Source organism: Blautia sp. HCP28S3_G10, from assembly GCF_052065235.1.
Lineage (GTDB): Bacteria > Bacillota > Clostridia > Lachnospirales > Lachnospiraceae > Blautia_A.
In genome coordinates, this window is the sequence record NZ_JBQHUL010000043.1 from 1 (window position 1) to 26,914 (window position 26,914).

The window sequence follows — 26,914 nt, forward strand, 5'->3', positions numbered from 1 at the left end:
AAACAATTCGCAGAAACAGTTACTTTTAAAGTGACTGACACATCTGTAGAAATCCAAAATCGGTGCGAAATAATCTGCCGTATGGGACATCATTTAATTTGCCGGACAACAGCCAGGGTATGTCCGACTCTGCTTTAGTCCTGAAAATTGATCATTTGGCGAATTTTAAAGATGATTCTCCCTTCCATTTTTGTCGTAAATGGGTAGGTCTTTAATCTAATTTTCTGGTTTCTTTTTGTGCAAACATTTCGTGTTATCAGAAGGTAACGGTTGTTTACAAAACTAATTTAAACTCATCTGATAATCTCCTCCATGTTTCGCTATTCAGTTTTTATTCATCATATACAGTTGTGGTTCGTTTGATGCCTCTGTCTTCCGATGGTTTTGGGAGTGTCTGAAAACAGGCACCAGTAGGATTTCAGTTATATTACTGTTACTTCAGGGTACTTTTTCAAATTTCGTAATGAATCTCTCGTTGGCTGGTCAAAAGAAACTTCCGCTTATTTTACCAAAATTCCCTGTGTTAAAGTTGACGTGGATTCTTTTTCGCCGCCATCACTGGCTGCATGATAGCCGCGAACCCGGTAATAAGTGCCACTTGGTACTGCAACACGAAGGCCTTTATGTATTTTGGTCACATTTGAAGCATCAAACTTCCAGTACTTATAGGTACCATAACTTCCATTTACTTTTCGTTCCAGATATATATACAAATATACTTTCTTACATGAATGATGACATTGTGTAAGAGCATCAATTGCAATTTCCGAACTGGAAAGTTTTGAAATTTTCATACTTCCAAATGAAAGGTTATTACTTCTCATAGGATTATAACTGATATCTTCTGAAAAGTCTTCCGTTGTCTCTTCATCTGTAATCTCATCCAGAATACTTACCGGATCTGCTGCTACTGGTGTCACAGAAGTTGAAAACAGCATTCCTGCTGCAAGTCCTATACCAAGCAGTTTTTTCCATGAAACCATCTTTTTCACACCCTTCCTCTATGTAAACAACTGTTACATAAAGTAATACGATGGTTTTCCTGAAAAATCACTCTAAAAATCCATATTTTCAATAATTTTTATTAATTCTTCTTCCTCAATCCTTCCATACAGATAATAAACTACATTATCTCGTTTCCATTTTGCGCTGTAGCTGGGTTGATTATCTCCGTCTTCCTCTATTTTTTCAATCTTAACTTCAAGATTTTCTGTCGTTGCTAAAACTGTTTTTTCATTTTCTCCTGACACACTCTGAACATAGCTGGAAGTATCTTTATTTTGTTCATTTATACAAAATGTAATTATGGCTGTTTTGTATTTGTATTCTATCCACGCAATTTTACTGATATCATTTATTTCACAAGTATCAAACTCCATCCCATATGGCCTGTAATAAAATTCCGGTACTTTTACTCCCAGCTTATCCTCTATCTCTGCCATAGCCTGGTACTCGTCTGTATTTACATTTTCATTTTTTTTATCATTTCCTACAACCATTCTGGTATCGCTTCCGCTCAGTATCCGAAACCCATTAATAAAATAATTTCTGTTCGCTTCGCTGGTCATGCTTGCAGCAAACACACACAAAGCGCATACAATTCCAATTCCCGCGACCTTCGCCAGTTTTCTGGTACGTCTGCCACTGATCGGATAAATCTTTTCTCCTGACTTTAATGAAGATTCTGTGCTTCTGACTTTCACCTCTTCTGCTGACAGATTCTCTGGATTTTCTGTATCAGATTCTTCTGTATCTTCCTCATAAAGCCCCTCTGCTTTAAGTCTCTCGACAAATTTTGCATAAGAGGCATCTATTTCTTTATCTGTCATTCTGAGATCTTCAAAATCCTGATCAGTAAACAGTTCTTTCTGCCTTTCTTCGGCTTCTTTTATATACTGTTCTTCCAGGAACTTCTGAAGTTCCTCATCTGTCATATCTTCAACTGAAGTCCGGATATTTTCTTCTGAAGTACTTTTTTCCTTTTCTTCAAATTCTTTTCTCATAAGTAATTCTCCGGTGTTACTGTTTTCTTCAACATTTACTATTCACAGTAACCTTTAACACTCTTTTCTTGACAATTCTGCCCGGCAGGTTCATAGTAATTAAATAACTGTTCGTTACTATATTAAGATTTTCGGGAGGAATTCTCTATGAAACATATCGTACTTACCGGTGGCGGTACCGCCGGACATGTTACTCCAAATATCGCTCTGATTCCAGCTCTTCAGGAGGCAGGTTATCAGATTTCCTATATCGGTTCCTATGAAGGCATTGAACGTAAGCTTATCGAAGAGCTCGGCATTCCCTACTATGGAATTTCCTCAGGAAAGTTACGACGTTATTTCGATCCCAAAAACTTTTCTGATCCTTTCCGGGTTCTGAAGGGGTTCCATGAAGCAAAAAAACTGCTCAAAGAACTGAAACCCGATATTGTATTTTCCAAAGGCGGTTTTGTAACCGTCCCTGTTGTTATCGCTGCAAAGCGATGTAAAATCCCAGCAATCATCCACGAGTCTGATATGACTCCCGGACTTGCCAACAAGCTGTGTATTCCTTCTGCGGTCAAAGTCTGCTGCAACTTTCCGGAAACTGTCAATAACCTTCCGGCAGATAAAGCAGTTCTCACAGGAACACCTATCCGCCAGGAACTGTTATCCGGCAATAAAGAAGCCGGTCTGAAATTCTGTGGTTTTACTTCCGACAAACCGGTTCTTATGATCATCGGAGGAAGTCTTGGTGCAGCATCTGTAAATGAACATGTCCGTAAGATTCTTCCTGAACTTCTGAAAGATTTTCAGGTTGTCCACCTCTGTGGTAAAGGTAAAGTAGATGAAAAACTGTCAGCTACAAAAGGTTATGTACAGTACGAGTATATCAAGCAGGAACTGCCGGACCTTTTTGCAATGGCCGATGTTGTAATATCCAGAGCAGGTGCCAATGCAATCTGCGAGCTCAGTGCCCTTCATAAACCAAACCTTCTGATTCCGCTCTCTGCCAACGCAAGCCGCGGTGATCAGATACTGAATGCCCGTTCTTTTGAAAAACAGGGATACAGCATGGTTCTGGAAGAAGAAGAAATTACCGACCAGAAACTTCTTGACACACTCCACCAGCTGTATGACAACCGTCAGACTTTTGAGGCTGCCATGTCAGCCAGTCAGCATATGGACTCTATTCAGCATATTGTATCTTTGATAAAAAAATACAGTTAACTGTTCTGCGCAGGTGGTATTACAGCCGCCTGCGCATTTCTTTCAGTGCTCTGCTTATCCATTCTTTTGATCTTTTATTTCGGTTATTGACATTATTTCTCGTCATCCCGTATTCTTCAGCTACTACATCCGGAGGAATCCCCAACATTTTTGTTTTCATAAGAATATCATAATTTGTTGGATTGGTCTCTCTGAATTTTGTAAACACCCGATTCAGTTCGCCTGATTTTTCCTCTTCCTTCTGCAATACAACTTCTTCAGGATTCTGTCTTTCATCGACAGCTTCTACACCTTTTTCCGCATCTACAAGACATGTTTCCCGTTTTATCCAGGATTTCTTGTAGTAATCTTTACACTTATTTGCAGTTGCTGTAAAAACCAGTGATTCCAGCATTTTTGCATTACTGTAATCAATATTTTTCCTGATTTTATAAAAATGCAGAAATACCTCCTGTGAAATATCTTCTGCATTTTCTCTGTTCTGCAATATCCTGTAGGCAACTTTTGCTGAGAATTCTATGTATTCTCTGTAGAAATCATTAAAATTCTCAATCGTCATCTTCTGTACAATTTCCGGCACTTATTTAAATTTTGCCAGAATTTCCTCTCTGTCCTTGTCTGTGAGTTTCCCTGGCTTCCAGGTAATCCCTACATTGTCGCCCTGATATCTTGGGATCAGATGCATGTGAAAATGAAATACAGTCTGACCTGCAATCTCACCGTTATTCTGGACAATATTAAATCCATCACATTTCAGTTCTTCCGTAAGTCTGGTTGCCATATGTTTTGCAAGAATCATTGCCTTTCCGGCTGTTTCATCAGGCAGTTCATAAATATTGGCAGCATGTGCCTTCGGAAGGATCAATGCATGTCCCTTACTTGCCGGTCCCAGGTCGAGAATTACTCTGAAATCTGAATCCTCATACAAAGTCGCAGCCGGTATCTCTCCATTGGCAATTTTACAAAAAATACAATTTTCCATAATAAATTCCTCCTTTATAATTACTGTACATCTCTTCGTAACTGTTCAGTATCCTCACAGTTATCTCTTCTTATTTTCTCGTATTTTCTCGATTTTTTCAATATGATTTTTGTTGATTCTGACATTTTCCGGTGTTAAACTGCCATTGAGGTGACAGATTATGCAGAAAAAAATCAATTCAGAGCAACAGAACGAAGAATTCCAGCTTACACTTTCCAAATTATCTCACGAGATCCGCAATCCATTAACTCTTATCTCCAGTGAGCTGCAGATGATGTCTGCTTCTCACCCTGAAATTATTTCCTATCGGGAATGGGATAATATTATGGAAAATATGGATTACATCCGAGAATTGCTGAACAGAATTTCACAATATCAGAGTGCAGAACGAATTTCCCCCATAAAAACAGATGCGACCACCTGGTTCCTGAATATTATTCATACCTTCCGTCCTGCCCTGGATTACCTTGGAATTTCTCTTGAGACCGATATTCCTGAATCTCTTCCCCGTCTGTTTCTCGATCAGGTCAAAATGCGTCAGGCATTTCTGAATCTGATTCAGAACGCTCAGGAATCCATACAGCATTCTCATGGTGTAATACGTTTCTCTGTTTCTGCTGCCACAGATATGATCTGCATTACTCTCAGTGACAATGGCTGCGGCATGACTTCCCGGCAATTGCAGAATATTTTTCAGCCATTTGTCACCTATAAGTCCGGGGGCACAGGCCTCGGACTTGCTGTCACCCGTCAGATTATTGAAGCTCATCAGGGCATCATATCAGTACAAAGTGTACCAGGACATGGAACCAGCTTCAGAATTACTCTCCCGGTTTCCACAGAATGTTCTCAGTATTCATCTGTCCAATCTTCAGAAGCTTCTGCCCGAAATCTGCCTGGATGATAAAGAATAACTGCAAGCAGAAATCCGGCAAACAGGCCGCCAACATGAGCAGCATTATCCACTCCGCTACTGGTAAATCCAAAATAGAGGGAAAAAGCAGCCATAATTAGAATCTGTTTTGCGGACAGATCGCCCAGCCAGCCTCTGTTACGTATCACAATATAGATCATCGCACCCATTACCGCAAATATGGCGCCGGAGGCACCTGCAGATACAGCAAAATTTCCGCTTTTCATTTCAAGCCAGACAGAAACTACATTTCCAATAAAACCACCGGCAAAATAAATTATCAGAAAACGGATTTTTCCAACTACTCTCTCTGTCCTGCTTCCCAGGACAAACAGAACCAGCATATTATTGGCCAGATGCTCCATACCAAAATGGAGAAACATAGACGTAAACAGCCGGTAAAATTCTCCACCTTCTATAATATTGGGAGTATAGGCTGCGCCCCAGTCAAGCATATGCATTGCATTTTCAGAACTTCCCGTCATTTCCACAGCCAGAAATACCAGAATATTTACAAATATCAAAAATATTGTTATCGGTTCTCTGCGCACCTCTTCCATCTGTTCACTCTCCTCTGTCTGAAAACATCAAAAATTTTTATGTTTCCATACATTCTAACAGATAGATATCCTGATTACAAGAAAGCTGCTACGTTGTTATTGTTCACAGATATTATTTTATTTTAAAAAAATATATCTTGCCTGTGCGAAATCCACCTGATCTTCGTCTTGCAGAAGATATTCTTCTTCTGGTTTCAGCATACGGCCATTCACAGAAGTTCCATTTCTGGAATTAAGATCAGCCAGATAAAATCCATCTTGCTTTTTTCTGATTCTTGCATGAACACGACTTACTGTTGATACAGGAAGAACCACGTCCGCTGCAGTTTCCATTTTACCGACCACGATCAGATCCTGCTCGAGATAAATTGCAGGCAGTTCTCCCGGTTCACGACTCACAAGACTTGGTGGTCCCGATGTTATACCCGCTGACAGAACAACTGTTTCTCCATAATCTTCCTCTGCTGCTGACAAAGTTCCTGTATATTTTTTCTGTTCAATCTCCACACTGACAGGCTTTTTTTCTTCTGATTTTGTCAGAACCGTATCCTGCTTTTCCAGTTCTTTTTTTACTTTTTCTCTCCACTGTGCAGAAGCTTCCTGTTTTTTACGTTTTTTCTCAGAAACCCATGTTGCTCCTGCCCCGGTGCCTACCAGAAGAATCATTGCCGCCATAACATACTCTGCTGATATTCCCGGAAGATATCCCAGAAGGCTGGCAATGAGAATTCCAAGAAGTACCAGTACCCCCGCTCCGCAGGATATTATCCATTTCCAGTTGGAGTTTTTTTCTTTCTGTGCCTGCTGTTTTTCTTCAGGTTCCAATATTTCCTGCGACAGCTCCTGGAATATATCTTCCAGTTCTTCCACTTCTTCTGCTTTCTCTATTTCTGCTTCATACTCTTCTTCTCTTTCTGTTTCATCTTTCATCTGATCCTGATAAAGGACTTTTTTGATACTTTCCAGATGAAACCCTGTTTCCAGTGCCTTTCTGTAAACACCATACCCCAGTCTTACTGCCTGCGCATCTTCATGCGCGAGTTTAGGAAGACAATACTCCGTAAATTCCCTGAACTGTTCCTGTATTGGTCTGTTATAGCCCGGAAGACAGCAGAATTTTACTTCTTTTCTGGAAATATCCAGATACATATATTCCGGCATCAAAAGAAGCTGTTCCGGATTCAGAAGATATTCTGCCATATCTTCGACTACTCTGACAAAACCTCCCAGAAGCATTTCAAGATCCTCTCCTGAAAATTTTTTCTGCTCATAAAACGAAGCTACTGACTGTCTGGAAGTAATATCATAGTAAAACAACTCCTGTCCATCCAGCCCCTGCAGCCGACACTTCAATACAGAAGGAATTACATTGCCCGTCAACATACGTACCGGATAAGATGCTGTATCCGTGGAAACATCATTTTGAAGAATCAGATAATTATGATTTACATCTCTTTTATATTCTGCCCGCACCTTATTATCCTCCAATCTCTGCCACAATTTCTGAAGCAGCTTTTGTTTTCCGTATCCATTTTGCAGGTTGAATCACTTTTGCACACCCTTCTGCTTTCATTTCCCAGTGAAATCCACCAAAACCTGATATGGTTTCTGCAGTATATGTAACCTTTACTTCTTTGCCTGCCTGAACCTGAGATTTCAGATTCTCAGCACCAGGAAATCCTGTATTCCCAAGTTCCCTGCTTTTCATCACAGCAGTCTCATATGCATTTCCTTCCTCCATAATGCTTTCCATGCTTCCTGTAATCGCAGCCTCATAAGCTGCAGCAGTCAGCCAGTTTCGATTATGTACCAGGAAACACAGATACAGAATACCTATAATTGCCAACATCACTACAGACATCACACCAGCTGCTTCTATTGTGAAACTTCCTTTTTTTAATTTTTTTAACTTCATAGAAAAAAACCTCCCATATATCCCAGAAGCAAAAACGGTACAAGTGGGATTTCTGTCTTTTTACTTTTGCCTGCAGCTGCCAGAAGAACTGCTCCATAAACAGCGGTCAGGATCAAACTAATACTGAGCATGCGGATATATTCTGTCGTATAAAGCATCTGACCAAGAGCAAGAAGGATCCAGCCATCTCCGAGTCCGATCTCGCCCGCTGTTACCACTGACAAAATAAGAAATAAAGCTGCGATCGCTGCCGGTATCATAAAATCATAAAGACTTCGACTTTGCCAGAAACTGTATCCCATTCCCACAACACCGTATATCCCGGTAAGTACAAGTGAAATCTCTCTGTATTTCCAGTCTTTCCAGCTATTTACTGCGAGAAAAATCAATGTTCCTATTTCTTTCAAATCTGACCTCCTCTTTTATCCACATTTGCTGCAGGCATGCATGTTTTTTACTTCTGACTGCTTTACAAGCTTCACTGTTCTTTTCAAACCACTGCAGGTTTCCAGATTATGATAACGGTTTCCTGTTCCGGTAACATAAACACTTCCTGACGGTTTTTGATTTCGACTGCATATTTCGCATGGATGATATTTTTCTCCGTAATCATTTCTCGCTTTTCCAGCCTGTGATCCCGGAATCTGATTTAATGATAGTTTCAGGTAATGGCAGCCTGCACTCTTATGATATACAGAACCAGTTTCTGTAACAAAAACCATCTCTTCATTTTTATCGTCTGTTGCATTTTTATCTGCTGCCTTCCAGGTGCTGCCCGTCCATGTGTGTACTTTCACAGTATTATGCATCCAGACTTTTGGCAGAGGAATCAACCCTCCTACAGGTGTATAGGAATATATATCCGGAAATGTAATCTCTTCAGGTCCTTTTTCATCTAATGCATAAGCATACATTCCCGCTTCCTTCGTTTTTTCGCAGAGTCTGCTCAAATGTTCTGTCTGAACTCTGTAAATGTCCATAAATGAAACCATCGTCACCAGTCCCAGAAAAAACAATGGAAGCACAAGAGCTGTCTCTATTGCCAGACTTGCCTTTTTCCATATTTTATTTGAAGCACACAGAGATACTTTTTCAGAAAGATTGTGTATGTGTAGTCCGCCATTTGTCGGGGGAAATGGTCTGACTATATTCCACAGAGAGCGTTTCCTTCCTTTATATATTTTTTCTGTTTTTCTGTCTATCTCAGTCTTTTTTAATTCATCTTTATTTTTCTGTTTACGGCACATACTGTGCCAGCTGCATATTTCTTTTTCCTTCTGAAAAAGCATCTTTCTGCACTCCTTTTCTCAGGCAGCCTCACGGCTGCCCGTTTCATACATAACTGTACTGTCTGGTCACTGTGAATGTCTTTATCCTGTTTGCTTCAACATCTATAGATGCCTCAATAGCTTCTATACAATTGTCCAGTCGGAACTCCTGCCGTCCTGAATGACTGCGGATATGTACTTCTATCATGTCCATGCCTCTCTCCAGTTTTTCTTTTTTGGACTGAGACAACAGCATAATCTGCAGATAATCTTCATATGACATTCCATTTTCCGCATTTTTTCTTTCTGTATCCATTTTTTCCAGCAAATATGGAAGGTTTTCAAGTGATAACTGCCAGTTAGAAGCATTTTTTACAAGTGGAACCTTTCCACCATAAAGTAGTTCCCGAAGATCCAGAACACTTTCTGCAAAAGACCAGCACAGAACCAGTGCTGCTTCTATGATTACTGCTGCCGGCGGAATCAGGAAACCTGAAGCAATAGCAAGCGCCAGTGTGTGCACCTGAGCCATCTTTACACTGTCAGCCATAAGGCTTGCTGAATTTATTCCTTCTCTTATCAGCAGAAGTCTTCCGACAACTTTTTCAAGATTTTTCCTGTCACTGTTTTTACCTGCAAGAATATACTCCATCTGATATTTCAGTCCTTCAGATGCCGGGGTCTGATAATTTCCCATTCTATCTGCCAGATACTGCTGAAACAGCAGCTGTGAAGTTTTGGAATTATCCGTTTCCGGCATTCCCGGCATAGTCATCCCTTCCAGGACAGATCTTGAAGAAAGCAGCTGACCTTTTTCACATTCCTGATCCGAAATTCCTTTCCCTGCCGGGACTACCAGATCCAGAAGACTCATCTGACGGATTCTTTTCAGGATTGGAATCGGATTAACTACCTGTGGTTTCTGTTCTCCATCTGAAAATCCGCTTTCTGCCTCCCCAGAAGAAGTATCTGTTCCTTCCTGCGCTTTCTGCTGCTCCTCTTTTGCAGCTTCACTGTTTTTTGACGCTGTATCCATCTCCGCATCATAACTTTGAAGTGTGTTTCCCTGTTCCGTCTGTTTTCCGTTTTGTTCTGCCTGTTTCGTACTCTGTTCTTTCTGTGTGAGTTTTCCAAGTAATTTCCGCACACCCTGACTTCCAAGGGTCTGTTTCATACAGGTTACAACCTGTCTGTAAAAAACTTCTCCATTCTGATCTGTTGCCAGCCTGTATCCTGTAAAACCACCTTGTTTCAGAGAAAGCTTCTGACTGTTCTGTTTCAGAACCGGTTTAATATAACTTTCCATGTTGTCATATATTTTTCCAAGATTCAGACTGCTGCCACCCTGCGCACCATCCAGAAAAAAAAGATCATAATCTTCCAGCAGCATACTGTCATACTGTCCGAACAATGAATACAGGCCTATATCAAGGCTGCTCAAAATCTGTGTTCTGGCTGCTGCAGCCTGTACGGACTGAATACTTGTACACACCAGCGACAGAAGCAGACTTAATATCAGTGCAAGAAAAACCGTGATGCTGCCTTTTTTCTCCATAGGCCTCTCCTTCTGTCAGATAGAATTGCTCTGCTTTGCTATTTTACTGAGAATGCTGTTTACCAGGCTTGTCAGCTGCTGTTTGAAAATAATGACCAGACTGATAAGTACTACGATAATTTTTACCCCTTCTCTGGTAACCCGCATAAACACTGGCTCTATCGTCAGCGTCACTGCGAAGTTTCTGTCTTTTTCTGCCCATTTTCCGTGAGACTGTGTATATCGTGCATTAGGTAAAACGTCCAAATCCCTAACCTTAATGATTTCTATATAAAGCAAAACAGCCGAGATATGTTTTTCATATCATCCGCTGTCAGCTGTCTTTCTTATTTGATTGTTTATTTCTTTTGCTTGTTTAACTCTTTTGTTAATTCTTCGATCTTTTTCTCTAATCGGCTATTTTCACTTTCTAATTCCCTGATTCTTTTTTTCAATTTCATAACTGTAGTCTTTAAATTAATGTTTGTATTCTCCAACGCTCTATCAAATATAACTTTCTTCGGATTGTAGCATTCCCCCTGTTGAAGCTGTGCATCATCTAACGCTTTTCTAACTTCCGGATTTCTGTAAAAAAAACTTTTTGCAAATCCAGTGTTTCTTGCCAGTTCAGTTACCGAAATCCGCTCTTTTCTTTGAAGCATTTTTTCAATCTCACTTATAGCAATATCTGTTTTCTGCCTGCTTTTAGCCTGGTTCAGTGCAACCATTTTATCGTATTTCATATCCATCTGCTCCCTTCTATTTACAATCTTTTCAGTAGGGAGACTTCTTTTCTACTAAGTTGTTTCTGAAGTTTCTCTATCTGCTGGCAAAGTTGTTCATTGTTCTTAGAAAGTTCCCGATTCTGTGCTGCTAATTCCTCATTTTTCGTTTTGGCTTTTAATAATTCAAGTCTCAATTCAGCCATCGAATTTTCAAGTTGCCTGTCCATTATAACTGGATGTTGGTTCTTAAAGATTGCTTCCTGCCTGTGGATGGCATCGTCTAACTCACGCCTAACCATCTGATTTTTATAAAAAAATCCTCTGGAAAGCCCCGTCCTTTTTACTAACTCTGCAACGGTAATTCTTTCCATATTATCAAGCATACCAGAAATGGCTTTTTTGGCAACCTCCATCTTCCTTTGGCTCTCGGCCTGTGTAATCTCTATCATTTTATCATATTTCATAATCATCCCATCCTTCTATGATATCTAATAGGATCATGTCCATCTTTTCTCTTGCTTCTCTTGTCTCATCAGCCATCAGCTTATTACCGATTTTCCGGTAATACTGCACAGATTGTGTTGAGGTATGCCCTAACAGCTTTGCTATCATCCAGTCATCCACATGCATCTCCGTTAGTTTCTTCCCATAGCAGTGCCGGAATATATGTGTCCCAAACTGTAGCAGCTCGCCATTATCGTCCCGGATATCTTCCTGACGTATCATCTTCATGATCTGATTTTGGATCATACCATACTGATAAGGTTTTGTTGGATCATTCTTTTTTACAAAAATGTATGTTGTTTCTCCATACCGCTCTTTTGTATAATCAATCGCTTTCATGATGAGCCTTGCCACTTCTTCACTGATAGCCTTTTCATACGTTACGGATTTTACCTGATCGATTCTTATAAAATATCGTCCTTCCCGCATGCTTAGACAATCCGGCTTTAAGGTCAGCGTATCGGATATCCGAGTTCCTAATAACTGGTGGATAATCAATGCCCTGCATATCTGCTCGTCCATCTTGAAAATGTGTTCGTTTAATCTCTTAATTTCAGCATCACTGTAAAATTTAAACAAATGCCTTGGGGTGCTTGGAAAATCATTGCTCAAAAATAATTCACTCATGCTCTGTCGTTCATATAGATTTCCGACATCCTCCAGCACCCTCCGCAGGGCATAAAGATCCGATCTGTAATTTTTCCGTTCATGCGCTTCTGTTTGCAGGTATATCAGGTATTGTTCGATATGAAGCCTTTCCAGTTCCTGTAAGGATTTGATATCCGGACACCTTTTTTCCAAAAACCTGGCAAACCGCTTTATGGCTGTCATTTCACTTTGAATAGTTCCTAGAGGGGAATATTTCAGATGCATAAACACCGCTTTTTTTACTTCCTCCCGGATGTCCGGCTGCGTGATTTTTGTAAAATTGATTGTTTCCATATTCAGGATTGGATTCGACTGGATTGGGAAATCAAAGTTCTTTAAATTCCAGACATCTTTTTCCTGCTCATCCCGGTCATCATCCTCTTTCGCAAACTTTAGGATCTTCTTCATGTGCTTTACAATGCCGGGAGTCTCAATTCCGATCTTGTCATATGTCGCCCTATATTTTTTACTTGATAAGGCGTATCCCTTTTCCATCATCCAGCCTCTCAGCATACGGATTATTTTTTCCTCTGCTTTCCCATCCAGCTTGCATATATTTCGATCAATCAGAAAATTCCGGATATTATTGTAATAGAGCAGCTCACTTGACAGGCTGGAGGGAGCAAGTTTTTTGCCTCTATCCCATATAAATTCCTCTAACAGCCTGCTGATCTCCTCTGTGGGCAGCCCTTCCAGATCAAAATACCGGTCCGGACGGATATGCATTTTTTCGATCTGTTCCTCCGATGCCTGTTTGTAACAATCCATCTCATAAACATAAATTCTTTTTTTCATTTCTTATCACCACGTTTCTTAACTGTGATTGCTGAGGCCAGGTCATTTCCTGGTTTCTTAAAGTAGGCATCACTCGCTTTTTCTATCCTCTTAGGCATAAAATCTACATACTGCTTTGTCATTTCCTCTGAGAAGTGTCCAAGATAATCCCGGATCGTCTGTATGGAAACGCCATCATCGTAAAACCGGGTAGCCAGTGTATGCCTATAATCATGGGTTTTGAAAATATATTCTCCATCTGCTATCTGATTCTTGGTGCAGTGATACTGAAATTCTTTTCGGAATGTCGCCACCCGGTATGCTCCGCCATTTTTCCCTTTGAATATATAATCTTTGGGGCGGATATGATTCTTCTCTATGTATTTCCTCATCACCATGTACAACATAAACGGTATCGGGATCATTTTATCTGCTTTCATTTTAATCTGATAAACTTTCAGCCATGCATCTTCCCCATCCCAATAATACGCATCCCCTTTTAGCGTGCATACCTCGCTGATTCTAAGTCCGGTACACCACAGATGTAAAAATATCAGTTTAGGAACCTGCGGAAATAGGTAGAGTTTATGCAGGATCTCCATATAAACTTCTTCTTCCACTGTTCTGTCATGATGCTCCGGGTATGTCTTTTTCAGATAATATTCCGGCTGAAACGGGATTTCCTTGATATATCCTCTCACATTCAAAAATTGGTAAAATTTTAGATAACACACAATTCTTTTATTAAACGTGTCATCCTTTGTATCCTTTTCTTCCTGCTCCCTGAAATAACCATCCAACTGATTTTCATCCACCTGGCAGATGGATATTTCGTCATTAAAATATTCCAGCAGTTTCTTAACCTCATACAGCTGCGCCCGAATATTTGCTATGGTAAGCCCTCCGATTCCGACATGATATTTGGCATATTCCTGTAGAAGCTCCCGGTTCTTTTGGTTGGTAACTTCTATAAAGCTCAATCTCTGCACTGGGCTGCTCGGATTCAGTCTGTCCTCTGATAAATGAAAACGCTCCATATACCACACGTTAGCATGCCAGTGGATTTCCGATGCAGCCAAAAATAAAATTTTCCGGCTGTTGTCTATGATCTGCATGGAATTTTTCACATTGACCACTTTCTGCTCTACGATCTTTTCAAATTGGTTGATTTGGCTCAATTCCAGGCGCTCCAGATCTTCGATATCCTCATCCACACAGAAATCATACAGCCAGTGCAGGGGTAATAAGAATCGTACTCTTCTTTCCTTTGGATCGTCCCGGTATAGGTTTTCCAGTATGTAATTTAATAGTAGAAACACCTGCTTTTTTAATTTCTCCGGCGCTCTCTTTGCAAAATCCCACACCAGTTCCTGCTTATCCTGAACATATTCAAAATCTTTGACCAGTTCCGGATCCGGCAGGTAAGGCAGGAAAATAATCTGCGCTTTATACTGCATCCGGTTTCTTGCCATTCCCGGCAGGCTGCTTATCTCGCTTTGGATACTGTACTGTTTGATATGGTCGAACACCTTCAGGTATTTCATCACACGCTGTTCATTCCCGGTCTTTTGCAGTTCTGCTTCATATCGACTCCGTGTCGTATAATCGATATCTTTGATATGGTGGATTCCCTGCCGGATGAGAAACCTCTGAATGTTTCCCTTCAGCGGAGCATCCGACACCTGACACTCCTTAATCTCTGCGAGCAGCTCCCCATATTCCTGTTCCACCCAATACCGCTGGTTCTTCCGAAGTGCGGATGAACGCTCAACGGCACTCTGCCTTGTATATCGTCCGCTGTCTATCAGAAGTTTTTTATATTCCCGGAAATCGCATTCCTCTATCAGTGTGACATCATAAATACCTTTTTGTATCAGATAGCCTTCTGCTTCTTCCAACAATTCCTTCTGCAACAGTCCACCTGTCATTAGCTGCCTGTGAAGATGCTGTATATCTTCATGCCGTTCAGCTTGCAGTAATCTGATTGCAGACACTTGACCGCCCCCTTCCTATAACAGATCCTGAATGCCGTACATAGCCTGATGCTTACTGTAAAATTCATCACTGACTTGTATCAGTTCTTCGTCCGTTATATTCAGATATTTCATGGTCGTTTCGATATTCCGATGTCCGAGTGCCTGACTGATAAGCTCCAGCTTCCAGCCATCCTTCCGTCTTTCATTTGCAAAATAATGTCTCAGCATATGTGGAGATGCTTTGATACCAGTCTTTTCCTCCAGCCTGCGTAACATCGCATAAACTCCGCTTACTTTGAATGGCTCCCCAGCATAATCACTTGAGACATTGATAAACAAGTATTTCTGTTCCCGAAGCAGCTCCTTGTAATCCTCCATATAAAACATCAGGATATCAAATGTCGCATCACTGATCTTCGCTCTGCGAAACTCTGCATTCTTAGCCCTTGCATTATTCTCATTATCCTCTCGAAAGTTTACATAGATTACATGGTTTTTATAATCAATGTCCTCTCTGTACCGGACTCCCAAGAGTTCCCCAATACGGAATCCTGTCTCGGCCAATAATAAAAGCAGAACCTGATCGCGGCAGTTCGCGCATTTCTGCAGCAAACTTACGATCTTGTCCTGCTCAATGGTTTTTCCCTGATGTCCTTTTTCTTTCAAATAACCGTGAAAACTTTTCCGGTTCAGCACCCTTCTGACACCTACCGAGTTTCGCACAATCATCTGTGCATCCGATAGCACTTTCAGACTCTCTGACTGGCCGTTTTCCCGTTCCATAAAAGTATAGAACCGGAACACTTCTTTCAGATATGCATTGCAAGTCTCATTATTGGGGAGCTTTGAATATTCCTCCCTGCTATGCTCACCAGCTTTTAACCATATCAGAAAGTCTGTAAAGTGTTCATGCTGTTCGGCATATTTCATTTTGTATATATCGTCCAGATGCAGTTGGTTTTCATCCATATAATTCAGATAGTAGGATAAGGCAAATGCACTTCTCCGGATCGTATTCGGTGATATCTTCGACCGTTTCTTATGCATTAGATATTTGGAAGGTAAAAGGACAATATCCATGCTTTCTTTCTCCCGGATAAAATAGAATTTTTCCTGTTTTTCCGTCTGCATGTCTACTACATATTGTGCCATTTCACTCACTTCCTTTCCTTCTAACGCTATACACAGTATACCCACTTCGGGGCAACAAAGCAATTCCAAGCTCTCCAAAAACCGCCTGAAATACCACTGAACTTTTGTTTCAAAACCGCTCCCGATCTGTTCAGAACCAACAACGCCGGGAACGTGTTCCTACATATAATATCCTTCACATTTCTGCCTGCGGATAAAGGCTTCCACATCCTCAATATTCTCTGCCATCTGGCAGGTCGGAAGCGCGCACAGGACATCCTCATGGTACCTGCCTCCTGCCACCGCCCGGTGATCCAGGATAGACACTACGCAGGTATCGCTCTCTGTTCGGATCGCCCTTCCAAACCCCTGGCGCAGTTTCTTTTGCATATCCGGCACAATAATATCCCGGATATATTCTGTCAGAGTAGCATATTGCTCCTTTTCCGCTTCCCTCAATGGATCCGGAACAGCAAATGGAAGTTTTACGATAATCAGAGAGGACACAATATCTCCTGGAAAATCGACACCCTCCCAACAGGATCCGGCTGCGAACAGCACCGCATTTTCCAATGTTTTAAACCGCATGATCTCCTCCTGGGCATTGCGCCACACTTCCACCATGGGAAAAGGCAGGCTGTCCCGTAAGATCTGGTAAACGCTGCCCATTAAAGAATACGAGGTGAACAGCACCAGCGTATGACCGTAAGTCGAACAGATCAGCCGCTGGATATGCTGTGCCAGCATGACGGCTTCCTCCCGGCTTCCATGTTTTGTCCTTCGCAGTGTCTGCGGCAGGTACAAGAGACAGTTCTTCTCATAAGCAAACGGGGATTCCGCCACATATTCCATCACCCGGATTTCTTTTCCCAGCCCGTTTTCCTGCCTGGTGCGGGAAAAGCCATTCCCGGCCTTTAAAGTGCCGCTTGTTAAGATAGCCGGGAAACCCTGGCTCCATAACATACCTGAGAGAATATCCGGTATCTTCCTGCTTGTTGCACACAACTGTGGCAATTTCCCCTTATCCTGCTCCAAATGCAGGATGTAGTGTTTACTGGATTCCGTAAAAATAGTCAATACCTCTCCTGCTTTTTCCAGCTGGTTTCGTATCCATCCCGGAGCGATCCCCCGTAATTTGACCGTCAATTCCTTTAGTGCTTCTTTTCCGTCCTCCAGCACGATAGCACATTCCTCCGTCATTCGGAAAGCCGATGCAGGTCCAGCTTTTGTCATGTGATTTTCACTAATGACATGGAACATGTTATGGAAAACACCCTTTAATTTCTTTGCTGTCATCCCTTGATGCTTTCCCTCCAAAAAATCACAGATTTCCAAAATATCCTCATAGCAGAGGGATTTCCCATACATCTGCCTTGCCGCATCCGGAAGCTTATGGGCTTCATCCACAATGAGAGCCCGGTAATCCGTCAGCAGAGGCTTATAATCCTTCGCACGATGGGAAGAATCCGCAAGCAGATAATTATGATTACATATCTGGAAAAAAATATCCGGATCCCGTGCCTGTTTCAGATACATCTGATAACGACAGCTTGTCCTTCCCGGACATTCCTTCGGGCAGAACTTTGGAACACAGACCAGCCTGCGGTCGAAACTGCTTAGATTGGCAACCTCATCCATATCGTAAATCTGTTTTAAGGAAAACAATGCTTTTTTCTGTGCTTCATTTTTAGGTTTTTCCCGGACAGCCTCTAAGCGGACTTCCAGACGGTTATCACAAACAAAATGCTCCTTGCCTTTCCGCACAATAGCCTTTAATGGGGAAGCAATCAGTCCGGTCGTTAGAAAAATATCCGATAAAAAAGGAATATACTCCTGTATGATCGCCTCCTGTAATGCAATACTGGAAGTAGAGATAACTATCGGACGTTTATCACACAGCCATCTGTTCCCTATCGCTGCCGCATATTTTCGCATTAGGATACAGGCTACCAGATAGGCATACGTTTTCCCGATTCCAACACCCGCATCACAGAGGGCTATTTTCCCTTCCAGCAAGGTGTCCAACATCTGATGGCTTAACTTTACCTGTTCTTCCCTTACGCTCAAGCCTGCCTGTGGCAACAGCGTCAAAAAAATAAAGTCAATTTCCTGATGTGCTTTTCTTTGATATTGATTCTTATAATTCATTTCATTGCCTGCCTTTCACGCATGACGTCAATACCAAAGAAAAACACATCCTTTTAAAGTACGGCTGTGAGTTTCCCCACAGCCGCATATATCTGATATCAACGACACACTTTCATTGATTTCTAAATTGTTGTTTCATTGTTGGCGTCACATTTGACCTCGCACCCCTGACGGCCTCTGCCACTTCTTCCATGGCATATATGGGAACATTACTGGCAGGCATTTGGCAGATGCCATTCGCAGATGTTCTGAAGGTCTTGCTGATTACAACCTGGAGTTCATCTTCTGCTCGTTGACAGAATATCGTATCATTATACCCCATGGATGCTCATGGCGGAGAGCCAGCCGCGGCTCCCTGTCAGGTCTGATGGATCGCTCGAAAGAAACCGAAACAGACACCAGCGCAGACCTCCATCACACAACTTCTATGATCGGTCTATCTCTGGTATCCGTTTCAAATTTCTCCGTCCTGGCGCTCATCCTGCAACGCTACTATCCATAGGAACGTACCAATAATGCTGGTATGGGATTTTCAATGTGCGTAAAAAGGGACACTATCCCCTTTCTACTTAATAGCCGATGAGATGCCCTGTTTTTATTCAGCTTTCACAACTTTTTTTATTTTTTCCCGCAGCCGTCTCAGTTTGGTGTAGATTGTCTGCTCCGGCATACCAATACAGGTGCTGATCTCCTTTGGCGCATACCCCATCATCTTTAGGACAACAATCTGCAGCGTTTTCTTGTCTGCTTCCATCAAAATATGTAATAGCTGCTCATCGCCTATGGTATCCAGCAGTTCCTCTACGCTTTGAATCTGCGTCTCGCTAACCTCCGTTTCTGCCAGTAACAGCTCCGCATAGTCCAGCAGTGGTATTTGGTGTTCCCGATAACGTCTTTCGGAATTAAAATCCGCCCAATCGCTCTCATGCAGTATTTGTATAGATGCTTCATCCATACCCAGTTCCCGGAGTTTTTCTTCCTCACGTTCTTTCCAGCTCTTCCATTTTTGTTCTTCTCTTGCTTTGTTATAAGCCACCTTTCTTTACCTCCGATCTGAAATTTTTTAGAAATCAAATCGAAGTGGTGGCGGTGATCGGCATCTTATCTCCCCATGACAGGGAGCTTCAAAACTGTTTTTATAGACACCAGAATATCCAGCGTCTTTTTCTCCGTAGGCATATAAAGCACATCGTGAGTCAAAAGGTTCAGTAAATACCCGTTCTCCCTGGCTTACCAACTTTCAGGATGCCTCGCAATGGTTTTATATATCTGCCACTGTAGAATCCAGTTATGATTAAGATGCCAATCGTCAATATCCACAAAAAATCGACAAAGAAAAACGCCAGAAAGTTTTTTCTGCTTCCTGACGTTTTTCTTTTTTATAGAACTATATATATTATTGTACTTATCTAATGTGTAGTATGGTGCGTATTCATGGGTATAAGATTCTCTTTTGTAGTCTGCAATTTTTTTCTGGAATCACCTGCCCAGGAACTGTACCTTTTCACGAAAAGAATGCCATCCATGATTTTCTCCTAACGACTAATCACAGATGGCATGCACAAATAAGCCCTGCTGCGAGAAGCCGTTTTTTTTATTGGCTCCCCAACAGGGCCTTCAGTTATTTCACGAAAGTGTTTCCACACTCATTCTGAAGTAACGGAATATTTATTCTCTTTCAAATCGGCATTATAGCACTTATTCTATACATACTTTAAGGGAATGTATTTTCCCTAATCGGTACGATAGAATGTATTTGAGGTGAACAATTATGCCGAAAGACAAACTTATGTATTTGGGTAACCGCATCCGGTCTGCAAGGAAAAGCTGCGCTCTTACCCAGCAGGAACTGGCTGATCAGTGCGGTCTAGCTGTCAAAACGGTTCAGGATATCGAAAACGGAAGGAAGAATCCTTCTTACGAAACCTTATCCCTGTTGATTGATCGATTGGGAATTACCCCTAATTCCCTCTTTCCAGACAAAGTCTCATCTGAAAACGAGATCGCACAGCGTGTTATTGGCAAACTCCAATCACACAATAAGGAAAATCAGGAAATCCTTCTTCGCACTATGGAGTTTTTATCAGAGCAGCTACTAAACAGCCAGCACAAAAATGAACCAAAAGGTTCCGAGTGAAACCAGTAGGACAAGAATCCCTTGTTACTGCTGGTTTCTCTCTTTTCTGCCATTATAAAACACCGAGTTATGAATGACTTATGGATGAGTTATGAATGGTATATAATTTTAAAAAATTTTCGACAAAATATGTCGAAATAAGATGGAAAACAACGGAGCCGACAACCTGCGAGTTTGAACTCAATAGGTTATCGGCTCTGCGTCTTAGCGTCTGGCTCTTTGATAACAGACATATTCATTTCTTTTACGTTGATTAAAGTTTCCTGTTTACACTTAGGGCAAAACAGCGGGAAATTTCTTATCTCCGTATCTTCCCGTATCCTTAGCCTTGTTTTGTTCCCACACAGGGGACATAAAATCCATTGTCCTATCTGCAAAATACCACCCCTCATTTTTTATAGGAAAGACTGTAAATTCTTCAATTCAAGGTCTAATTTATCCCGAAGATTACCTAAATAAATTCTCCCTTCACTGCTTAACGCATAGTAAACTCGAATCCTTCCAGCAAACAGTTCGCTTTCCCTACTGACCAATTCTCTCTCACATAAAGATTTCAACGCTAAATAGATTGCCCCCGATGACTTCTGATAAATTGGAGTGAATCGGTTTGTCAATTCATACCCATATGCTTTATGTTCGTTTAATGCATTAAGAAGCAACAGCTCCAGCAGTTTTCCATTTACTTTAATTAAATCCATCAGTGAATTACTACAGTACCACTGTCACTGTTCACTGTCAGGCTATATGTTCCATCGCCAATCTTTCCCTGTTTACAAGCGGAAGTTTCCATCGTATAGGAAGCATCCTCCAGCCTCACTGACACATCATCGGAGCCTGATGAGATTTTAAATGAAAGGTTTTGTGGCGGTGTTTCGTAAGAAATGCCAATATCGCCAGAACTTGTGGAAACCTCCGCATTGGTCTGATCTCCCAAACCAGATACATTGACTTCACCAGATTTCGCAGTAATGGAAATATGCTCCGACTCTGTATTTTTCCATGTTACATATCCAGACGATGTGCTGATCTGAAAATCGTCAATCTTGCCGTCAGACAATTTTACATCTCCGGAAGAAGATGCAATTTCAACTACATCCGCTGTTACATTATTCATTTCAATATAGCCGGAAGAATTATCAAGCGTGAGCTTGGAAACAGCAAGGCTGTCGATTTCCATATCGCCGGAGCCATTTTTAATGGTAACGGTTCCTTCCAGCGTATCTGGAACATACACGGTCACCTCTCCTTCTTTGCCCAGAGAGAACTGGCTTAAAACGGTATCTTCGCTCTCTGCCTGTACAATATCCAGCACACCATCCCGCATATCCACTGATGGCTCTTTTGCTCCCTTTGCGGTTCCGCCATCTAAACTGACATGAACATCATCATCTGCCGAAACCATGATTTTAAGCTGCCAGGAGTCAATTTGCATATTGATGGCAGATATATTTTCCGCATCGTATGTTTCTGAAAGACTGACTTTTTCATTTTGACTGCATCCGCATAAACAAGATACCGCCAACAGACTCATGCACAAAATCATTTTCATTCTCATAACCACCTCCTGCTACATCAAATCCTTGGTTTCTACGTTGTATACCGACAGGGCCGCAAAGATCAACGATACGAAAGTCAGAATCACTGGAAAAATCAGATTGTTCTTCATCGTAAAATCACCTATATTGGCCTGTGTCAGAAAAATCAGCAGGAAAGACGAAATAATGGTTGCTTTTGATGATTTCATGGCAAGGCCGATGAATAACGCGATAAAACTCATGCTTACGATCACCACTGACTTCAAAATAAGCTGCACATAAAATGACAGGCTTGCCATATTGAAATCAAGCGGAAACGCAGATGTCATAAAGTGGGAACCCGCAAGGACACACCCGTAAATCAACACTTTCGTTAGAACTAATGCAATAAAGTTAAAAATCCATACTGCCAGCATCTGCGAAACCAGTATCTTTTGCCGTCTGATTGGATAAGAAAACATCAGATTCATGGTTCTGTTCTTATATGCCGTAACGATGAAGGATGCTAACATGACACTGGTAAAAATCAGAAAAGACATACTGGTAAATAACTCAATCGAGGAAGAAATCATTTCATTCCCCGGCGCGGCATCCGGCACTCCGGTATCCGGATCATTGGCTATCCCCAGGTAAGCCAGCGCAAAGATGAAAAGGCAAAGAAGTCCCGCAAGAATTACCGCATTACGGACGTACTTCCCAATATTGTTCTTTTTCCATTCAAGTTTGATTAATTTTAACATTGCTGCTACACCTCCGCCGTCATTTTCAGGAAATAATCTTCCAGAGACTCCGCTTTTTTCCCAATGGCAACAATCTCTACATCATTCAGTGCCAGAACCTTTGATAATTCCTGTGTGGACACATGATGGTCATAAATCCGGATTTTTCCGTCCTCTACGATTTTAAAATTATCAAGCCCCATCTTATCAGCCAGAACATAGGATGCTTTCTTTGTATTGATTACGTTTAACTCAATATAGGCAAGGCTCATTTCTGATATTTCTTTCATAGTAACTTCTTTCATAAGCACACCATGATTGATAACGCCAACCGTATCGGCAATGCTTTCAATCTCAGAAAGAATATGGCTGGACACAACAATGGTAATACCGTATTCCGTACAGAGCATTTTCAGCAAATCCCGGATCTGCTTCATACCTGCCGGATCAAGGCCATTCGTCGGCTCATCCAGTATAAGTAATTCCGGCTTGCTAAGAATGGCACGGGCAATCCCAAGCCGCTGTTTCATTCCTAATGAATAGCTGCGTACCGGCTTTTTCCCTGCGTCTGCCAGATTCAACATCTCCAGGGCATTTTCTATGCTGCCGGGATTGTAATAACCCATGTATTCACAATGGAGTTTCAGATTCTCCCTCCCGTCCAGATGGTCGTAGAAGGTCGGGAACTCAATAATGCTTCCCATCCGTTTCAGCACTTCATAAGAAGTCGGTGTGAGTTTCTTCCCGAACAGTTCAATGCTCCCCTCTGTTGGTTTCCAGAGGTTGGTCAGCATTTTCATAACCGTGGTCTTACCGGCGCCGTTCGGTCCCAGGAAACCATAGATTTCGCCTTTCTTAACGTGCATGGACACATTGGTTACAAGATTTTTGCCGCCAATGGATTTTGTAAGCTGGTTCGTTTGTAAAATATATGGCATATTGTCTGCCTCCTTTCTGATGACCATTCTAGCGGCTAAGATTTTCAAAACTCTTGACTAATTCTTACGAATTTCTTTCTTGGAAATTTAATAGGAAAATTTCCGCAGTTTTACCGTAAATGTAGTTTTTACATTCGGCTCACTCTCAAGGGTAATCTCCCCGCCAAGCTGATGCGCCAGATTCTGCGCAATTGTCAGCCCCAGGCCGTTTCCCTGTATTTCACGGTTTCTGGAATCTTCCATCGTAAACAGACGCTCAAATACATTCTGTGCAAACGCCCGTTCTATCCCTTTCCCTTTATCCACCACATCAATATAGATATATTTCTCATCTGACCTAAGAAACATTCCCATATACTTTCCATCGGAACCGTACCGTACTACATTGGAAATGAGATTGAACAAAATCCTTTGAAGGGCATCTTTGTTTCCCCGGACAAAGACTGCTTCTTCCGGGATATCAACATCTACCTGAAATTCCTTCTGTGTCAACAATTCATAAAAATCCAGCACATTCTCTCGGCACGCCTCACAGACATCGATCTTTGAAATCGTAATCTCCGTGTCCCCGGCCTCCAGCTTTGCCAGCGTAAAGAATTGGTTGATTAATTCCATCACTCTCTGGGCCTTCTGCTCCACTTTCAGAAGCATTTCATTCTCCCCTGAGCTGTTCAGACGCATGATTTCCAGGTAACCTAAGATCACTGTCATGGGCGTCTTAATATCATGGGATATATTAGACAGCATTTTCTTTGAAGAAATTTCTGAACGCCGGTAATCCACCTTGACCTTTCTCTGGTTCTCCAACAGGCGGTTGATCTGGGCTGCCAAATCCATAAGAACCTTATTGTCTGTAAAGACCATGACATTTTCATCACTATCCGTATCCTGGATTTCTTCTAACTTCTGGCTGATTTTCTTTAATTTAATCTGTGTTCCTGTCCGGAAAGCAAACTGCTGATAAAGAACAATACAGATCAGCACTGCAATGCAGGCGGACAGGAAAAAGATAATCGTTGCATCGCTCATGATAAATCTCCTAATTTATATCCGATACCCCAAACCGTAATAACATACTTTGGAGACCTCGGATTATCCTCGATTTTATTTCTTAATCTGCTGATATGGACATTGACTGCATTTTCATCTCCCAGGTATGCGTCATTCCAGATCAGGGAATACATCTGCTCTTTGGTATATACTTTCTTTGGATTCTGAAGGAGGAGCTTTAAGATTTCATACTCTTTCGCTGTCAGATCCACCCTTACATTCTTTTTTGTTACCGTATAATCTGTCAGGTTCATAACCAGATCCCCAATCACCAGTGTCTCGTTTTCCGGTTCCGCTGGTTTTGAATATTGGGTACTCCTCCGGATATTTGCCTTAATACGGGCCAATACCTCTGTCACCGAGAATGGTTTTGTAATATAGTCATCCGCCCCAAGTCCCAGGCCCAGTGTCTTATCCGCATCCGTATCTTTTGCAGACACAATGATAATCGGAACCGTACTGCTCTGCCGGATATGCTGCATAACTTCCATGCCGCTGATCTTTGGAATCATCAAATCCAGTAAAACAAGAGCGTAAGAGTCACTGTCAAATTTCTCACAGGCTTCTTTCCCATCAGCGGCACAAACCACTTCATAGTTCTCTGCCCTCAGATAGTCTTTCAGCATCTGGCTTATCTCCATATCATCTTCCACTAATAATAATTTCATGGCTGCACCTCCATAGCCGTATCATTTTTTCTCCGCTTATCCGCAGGTTTCTCTGCATCCTGTGGTATCAGCCATAAAGTTGATACCTTTACCGCACCTTTGATTCTCCCTGATGAGCAATAGTAATTCACCATCCGGGCCGTGATACCCCATTTTTCACTTGCTTCCCTAAGTGTCATATATCCATCCATGACTGACCTCCTGATTTTGTACTGCCCTCATTATATTTCTTATGCTCGAAATATACAAGTCGCATAGTACCATAGTTCTGCAAGATTAGTAACTCAAATAAAAAGCAGAAGTTCCTGATGGGAAAACAATTCATATAGCGTTCGTCAACCCGCTGTTCCGAATATTTTATTGTGAATATAAACTCATTGAAGTATAATACAAACGTTATAGCGAATAGGTAGAAACAATCAAAAAGAGCATTCCACCTTAATTCTACCTTTTGTGGGTGTTAATCTACCCTCAAAAGAGTTACAATTTCCCCATAAGGAGGATACACAATGGAACAAAAAAAGATAGGCTCATTTATCGCCGCTTGTAGAAAACAACATGGAATGACACAAGTGCAATTTGCAGAAAAACTCGGTGTGACCAATAAAGCTGTTTCAAAATGGGAAACTGGGGTATCACTTAGATAAAGATACCACACCATTCCCACGCTGACTTTTGCTCAACCGATACAGCCGGAGGGCTGGATAACAAGAAAAGGCGGTATGCGCCCCGTGGAGGGGTAGCGTACCGCCTTTTCTTGTGGGGGTTTCCAAAGGGGGCAACGCCCCCATTTGGCACACGACTTTGCGAAGCAAAGTGTAGTGTGTTATACGCTCTGTCGGCGTTGCCGTGAAAATGCCGTTGCCGCCGGGGAGGGCAAGGGCATTTGAAGCGGCAGGAAAACAGGGCTGTGCTTGCGTGGCGTAGAGCCGTAAGCACAGGTCTGGTTTCAACAGCAGACTGGGCGTATATGAAAGCCCCCGTCCCTCGTCCTACGCTCCGACTTGTGGACAAAGTGTCCCGAAGTTGTGGCTACACTCCCGGAAAAGTAACAGGACAGCGGGCAACCGTCAAGGCTGAAATGAACGGGTTTACACTCGGCCTTGACCGCCACCCGCCGTCCCGCTGAATGGGTGGACAAGGCGGCCAATCCCTCAAAGTGCTTGGCCGCTCTCTTTCTGGTTTTGGAGCGTTTCTTCTCTCAAGATTGAAATGGGCGGGAAGCCATTTTAGGGCTTTCCCGCCTTGATTGCCCATCAGCAAAGACGGGCGGGACTGTCAACGGCGGCGCATTTATGCGCCGTTCATCTTGACCGTTGATTGGCCCCGCTAACTTTGCTACTCTGTTCTAAGTAATTCCTCAATTTGTTTTTTCATATATTCTACAAGTGCCATCGCTTCCTTTTCTACTGTCTCCCATTCATCAGACAAATTTCCCAAATAAGCTTCCTTTGCCGTTGTTAGCAGGGGAGACTGTCCGAAAACTCGGATAATCTAATCTGATGAGAAAAAGATTGATATGCTCTTGTGAGCGTTCAATATAAATTAAAATTGCACATTGAAAACTGAATAAAGTA

The 26,914-nt window shown here is 41.9% G+C and carries 30 protein-coding genes and 1 pseudogene; 4 read left to right on the top strand and 27 right to left on the bottom strand.

The features are described 5' to 3' along the window. Positions 1–500: 500 nt before the first annotated feature. Complete coding sequence (locus ACTNB8_RS14095) at positions 501–983, bottom strand: DUF6147 family protein (RefSeq protein ID WP_441055746.1); 483 nt, start codon at positions 981–983, stop codon at positions 501–503. A gap of 72 nt (positions 984–1,055) precedes the next feature. Beyond that, positions 1,056–2,003 carry a DUF4367 domain-containing protein gene (locus tag ACTNB8_RS14100; RefSeq protein ID WP_441055717.1) on the bottom strand — a complete coding sequence of 316 codons (948 nt, stop codon included), beginning with the start codon at positions 2,001–2,003 and terminating at the stop codon, positions 1,056–1,058. Between the two features lie 147 nt (positions 2,004–2,150). Here ACTNB8_RS14100 and ACTNB8_RS14105 point away from each other — a divergent pair, with 147 nt between their 5' ends. Then, positions 2,151–3,212 (top strand): undecaprenyldiphospho-muramoylpentapeptide beta-N-acetylglucosaminyltransferase, encoded by a 1,062-nt coding sequence (locus ACTNB8_RS14105; RefSeq protein ID WP_441055719.1) that lies wholly within the window; start codon positions 2,151–2,153, stop codon positions 3,210–3,212. A 19-nt stretch (positions 3,213–3,231) separates the two neighbouring features. Here ACTNB8_RS14105 and ACTNB8_RS14110 read toward each other — a convergent pair whose 3' ends face one another. Beyond that, the gene (locus tag ACTNB8_RS14110; protein ID WP_441055721.1) at positions 3,232–3,771 is read right to left on the bottom strand and encodes an RNA polymerase sigma factor; all 540 of its coding nucleotides are present in this window, start codon (positions 3,769–3,771) and stop codon (positions 3,232–3,234) included. A 21-nt stretch (positions 3,772–3,792) separates the two neighbouring features. Then, positions 3,793–4,194 carry an HIT family protein gene (locus ACTNB8_RS14115; RefSeq protein WP_441055723.1) on the bottom strand — a complete coding sequence of 134 codons (402 nt, stop codon included), beginning with the start codon at positions 4,192–4,194 and terminating at the stop codon, positions 3,793–3,795. Between the two features lie 160 nt (positions 4,195–4,354). Between ACTNB8_RS14115 and ACTNB8_RS14120 the strand changes: the two genes are divergently transcribed. Continuing rightward, on the top strand, positions 4,355–5,098 hold the full coding sequence (locus ACTNB8_RS14120; protein ID WP_441055725.1) for a sensor histidine kinase: 744 nt from the start codon (positions 4,355–4,357) through the stop codon (positions 5,096–5,098). On the opposite strand, the gene ACTNB8_RS14125 is transcribed toward ACTNB8_RS14120, so the two are convergent. The 14 genes from ACTNB8_RS14125 to ACTNB8_RS14190 all read right to left on the bottom strand — a co-directional run bounded on the left by ACTNB8_RS14125 (position 5,044) and on the right by ACTNB8_RS14190 (position 19,326). Then, positions 5,044–5,667 (bottom strand): rhomboid family intramembrane serine protease, encoded by a 624-nt coding sequence (locus ACTNB8_RS14125; protein ID WP_441055727.1) that lies wholly within the window; start codon positions 5,665–5,667, stop codon positions 5,044–5,046. The genes ACTNB8_RS14120 and ACTNB8_RS14125 overlap by 55 nt on opposite strands. A 117-nt stretch (positions 5,668–5,784) precedes the next feature. Then, on the bottom strand, positions 5,785–7,140 hold the full coding sequence (locus tag ACTNB8_RS14130) for a DUF6382 domain-containing protein (RefSeq protein ID WP_441055729.1): 1,356 nt from the start codon (positions 7,138–7,140) through the stop codon (positions 5,785–5,787). 4 nt (positions 7,141–7,144) lie between these two features. Beyond that, positions 7,145–7,582 (bottom strand): TadE family protein, encoded by a 438-nt coding sequence (locus ACTNB8_RS14135; RefSeq protein ID WP_441055731.1) that lies wholly within the window; start codon positions 7,580–7,582, stop codon positions 7,145–7,147. Then, entirely contained in the window at positions 7,579–7,989 is a 411-nt protein-coding gene (locus tag ACTNB8_RS14140) for a prepilin peptidase (protein WP_441055733.1), read from the bottom strand. Before ACTNB8_RS14140 ends, ACTNB8_RS14135 begins: the two co-directional genes overlap by 4 nt. 15 nt (positions 7,990–8,004) lie before the next feature. Beyond that, positions 8,005–8,871 (bottom strand): TadE/TadG family type IV pilus assembly protein, encoded by an 867-nt coding sequence (locus ACTNB8_RS14145; protein ID WP_441055734.1) that lies wholly within the window; start codon positions 8,869–8,871, stop codon positions 8,005–8,007. Positions 8,872–8,914: 43 nt separating this feature from the next. After that, positions 8,915–10,405 carry a DUF5702 domain-containing protein gene (locus ACTNB8_RS14150; RefSeq protein ID WP_441055736.1) on the bottom strand — a complete coding sequence of 497 codons (1,491 nt, stop codon included), beginning with the start codon at positions 10,403–10,405 and terminating at the stop codon, positions 8,915–8,917. 15 nt (positions 10,406–10,420) lie between these two features. Continuing rightward, entirely contained in the window at positions 10,421–10,552 is a 132-nt protein-coding gene (locus tag ACTNB8_RS14155; RefSeq protein ID WP_441055748.1) for a Flp1 family type IVb pilin, read from the bottom strand. 191 nt (positions 10,553–10,743) lie between these two features. Beyond that, a complete protein-coding gene (locus tag ACTNB8_RS14160; protein ID WP_195549109.1) occupies positions 10,744–11,127 on the bottom strand; it encodes a DUF6262 family protein in 384 nt (127 codons plus the stop codon). 20 nt (positions 11,128–11,147) lie between these two features. After that, on the bottom strand, positions 11,148–11,573 hold the full coding sequence (locus tag ACTNB8_RS14165) for a DUF6262 family protein (RefSeq protein ID WP_243272191.1): 426 nt from the start codon (positions 11,571–11,573) through the stop codon (positions 11,148–11,150). Next, the gene (locus ACTNB8_RS14170; protein WP_195549111.1) at positions 11,563–13,056 is read right to left on the bottom strand and encodes a tyrosine-type recombinase/integrase; all 1,494 of its coding nucleotides are present in this window, start codon (positions 13,054–13,056) and stop codon (positions 11,563–11,565) included. Before ACTNB8_RS14170 ends, ACTNB8_RS14165 begins: the two co-directional genes overlap by 11 nt. Next, entirely contained in the window at positions 13,053–15,029 is a 1,977-nt protein-coding gene (locus tag ACTNB8_RS14175; protein ID WP_195549112.1) for a tyrosine-type recombinase/integrase, read from the bottom strand. The genes ACTNB8_RS14170 and ACTNB8_RS14175 overlap by 4 nt, the downstream gene beginning before the upstream one ends. Positions 15,030–15,044: 15 nt before the next feature. Further along, the gene (locus tag ACTNB8_RS14180; protein ID WP_195549113.1) at positions 15,045–16,163 is read right to left on the bottom strand and encodes a tyrosine-type recombinase/integrase; all 1,119 of its coding nucleotides are present in this window, start codon (positions 16,161–16,163) and stop codon (positions 15,045–15,047) included. Positions 16,164–16,322: 159 nt separating this feature from the next. Beyond that, positions 16,323–18,290: an ATP-dependent DNA helicase gene (locus ACTNB8_RS14185; RefSeq protein WP_195549114.1), complete on the bottom strand. Its 1,968-nt coding sequence runs from the start codon at positions 18,288–18,290 to the stop codon at positions 16,323–16,325. A gap of 595 nt (positions 18,291–18,885) precedes the next feature. Continuing rightward, entirely contained in the window at positions 18,886–19,326 is a 441-nt protein-coding gene (locus tag ACTNB8_RS14190) for a sigma-70 family RNA polymerase sigma factor (protein WP_195549115.1), read from the bottom strand. 735 nt (positions 19,327–20,061) lie between these two features. Between ACTNB8_RS14190 and ACTNB8_RS14195 the strand changes: the two genes are divergently transcribed. Further along, positions 20,062–20,427, top strand: a complete 366-nt coding sequence (locus tag ACTNB8_RS14195) for a helix-turn-helix domain-containing protein (RefSeq protein WP_195549116.1) — start codon at positions 20,062–20,064, stop codon at positions 20,425–20,427. A 188-nt stretch (positions 20,428–20,615) separates the two neighbouring features. On the opposite strand, the gene ACTNB8_RS14200 is transcribed toward ACTNB8_RS14195, so the two are convergent. The 8 genes from ACTNB8_RS14200 to ACTNB8_RS14235 form a co-directional block, all read right to left on the bottom strand. Further along, complete coding sequence (locus ACTNB8_RS14200) at positions 20,616–20,819, bottom strand: cysteine-rich KTR domain-containing protein (protein ID WP_330610963.1); 204 nt, start codon at positions 20,817–20,819, stop codon at positions 20,616–20,618. A 3-nt stretch (positions 20,820–20,822) separates the two neighbouring features. After that, positions 20,823–21,125 (bottom strand): PadR family transcriptional regulator, encoded by a 303-nt coding sequence (locus ACTNB8_RS14205; protein ID WP_195549118.1) that lies wholly within the window; start codon positions 21,123–21,125, stop codon positions 20,823–20,825. After that, positions 21,125–21,982, bottom strand: a complete 858-nt coding sequence (locus tag ACTNB8_RS14210; protein ID WP_195549119.1) for a DUF4097 family beta strand repeat-containing protein — start codon at positions 21,980–21,982, stop codon at positions 21,125–21,127. The genes ACTNB8_RS14205 and ACTNB8_RS14210 overlap by 1 nt, the downstream gene beginning before the upstream one ends. Positions 21,983–21,994: 12 nt before the next feature. Beyond that, the gene (locus ACTNB8_RS14215) at positions 21,995–22,702 is read right to left on the bottom strand and encodes an ABC transporter permease (RefSeq protein ID WP_195549120.1); all 708 of its coding nucleotides are present in this window, start codon (positions 22,700–22,702) and stop codon (positions 21,995–21,997) included. A 5-nt stretch (positions 22,703–22,707) separates the two neighbouring features. Beyond that, entirely contained in the window at positions 22,708–23,619 is a 912-nt protein-coding gene (locus tag ACTNB8_RS14220; protein WP_195549121.1) for an ABC transporter ATP-binding protein, read from the bottom strand. 87 nt (positions 23,620–23,706) lie between these two features. Continuing rightward, positions 23,707–24,648 (bottom strand): sensor histidine kinase, encoded by a 942-nt coding sequence (locus ACTNB8_RS14225; RefSeq protein ID WP_195549122.1) that lies wholly within the window; start codon positions 24,646–24,648, stop codon positions 23,707–23,709. After that, a complete protein-coding gene (locus ACTNB8_RS14230; RefSeq protein WP_195549123.1) occupies positions 24,645–25,337 on the bottom strand; it encodes a response regulator transcription factor in 693 nt (230 codons plus the stop codon). Before ACTNB8_RS14230 ends, ACTNB8_RS14225 begins: the two co-directional genes overlap by 4 nt. Next, positions 25,334–25,528 (bottom strand): helix-turn-helix domain-containing protein, encoded by a 195-nt coding sequence (locus tag ACTNB8_RS14235; RefSeq protein ID WP_195549124.1) that lies wholly within the window; start codon positions 25,526–25,528, stop codon positions 25,334–25,336. The genes ACTNB8_RS14230 and ACTNB8_RS14235 overlap by 4 nt, the downstream gene beginning before the upstream one ends. Before the next feature lie 318 nt (positions 25,529–25,846). On the opposite strand from ACTNB8_RS14235, the gene ACTNB8_RS14240 reads away from it, so the two are divergent. Next, positions 25,847–25,984 carry a helix-turn-helix domain-containing protein gene (locus ACTNB8_RS14240; RefSeq protein ID WP_441055744.1) on the top strand — a complete coding sequence of 46 codons (138 nt, stop codon included), beginning with the start codon at positions 25,847–25,849 and terminating at the stop codon, positions 25,982–25,984. Positions 25,985–26,675: 691 nt separating this feature from the next. On the opposite strand, the pseudogene ACTNB8_RS14245 reads toward ACTNB8_RS14240, so the two are convergent. Beyond that, positions 26,676–26,807, bottom strand: a pseudogene (locus tag ACTNB8_RS14245) (DUF4111 domain-containing protein); the annotation flags it as partial. Positions 26,808–26,914: the final 107 nt, after the last annotated feature.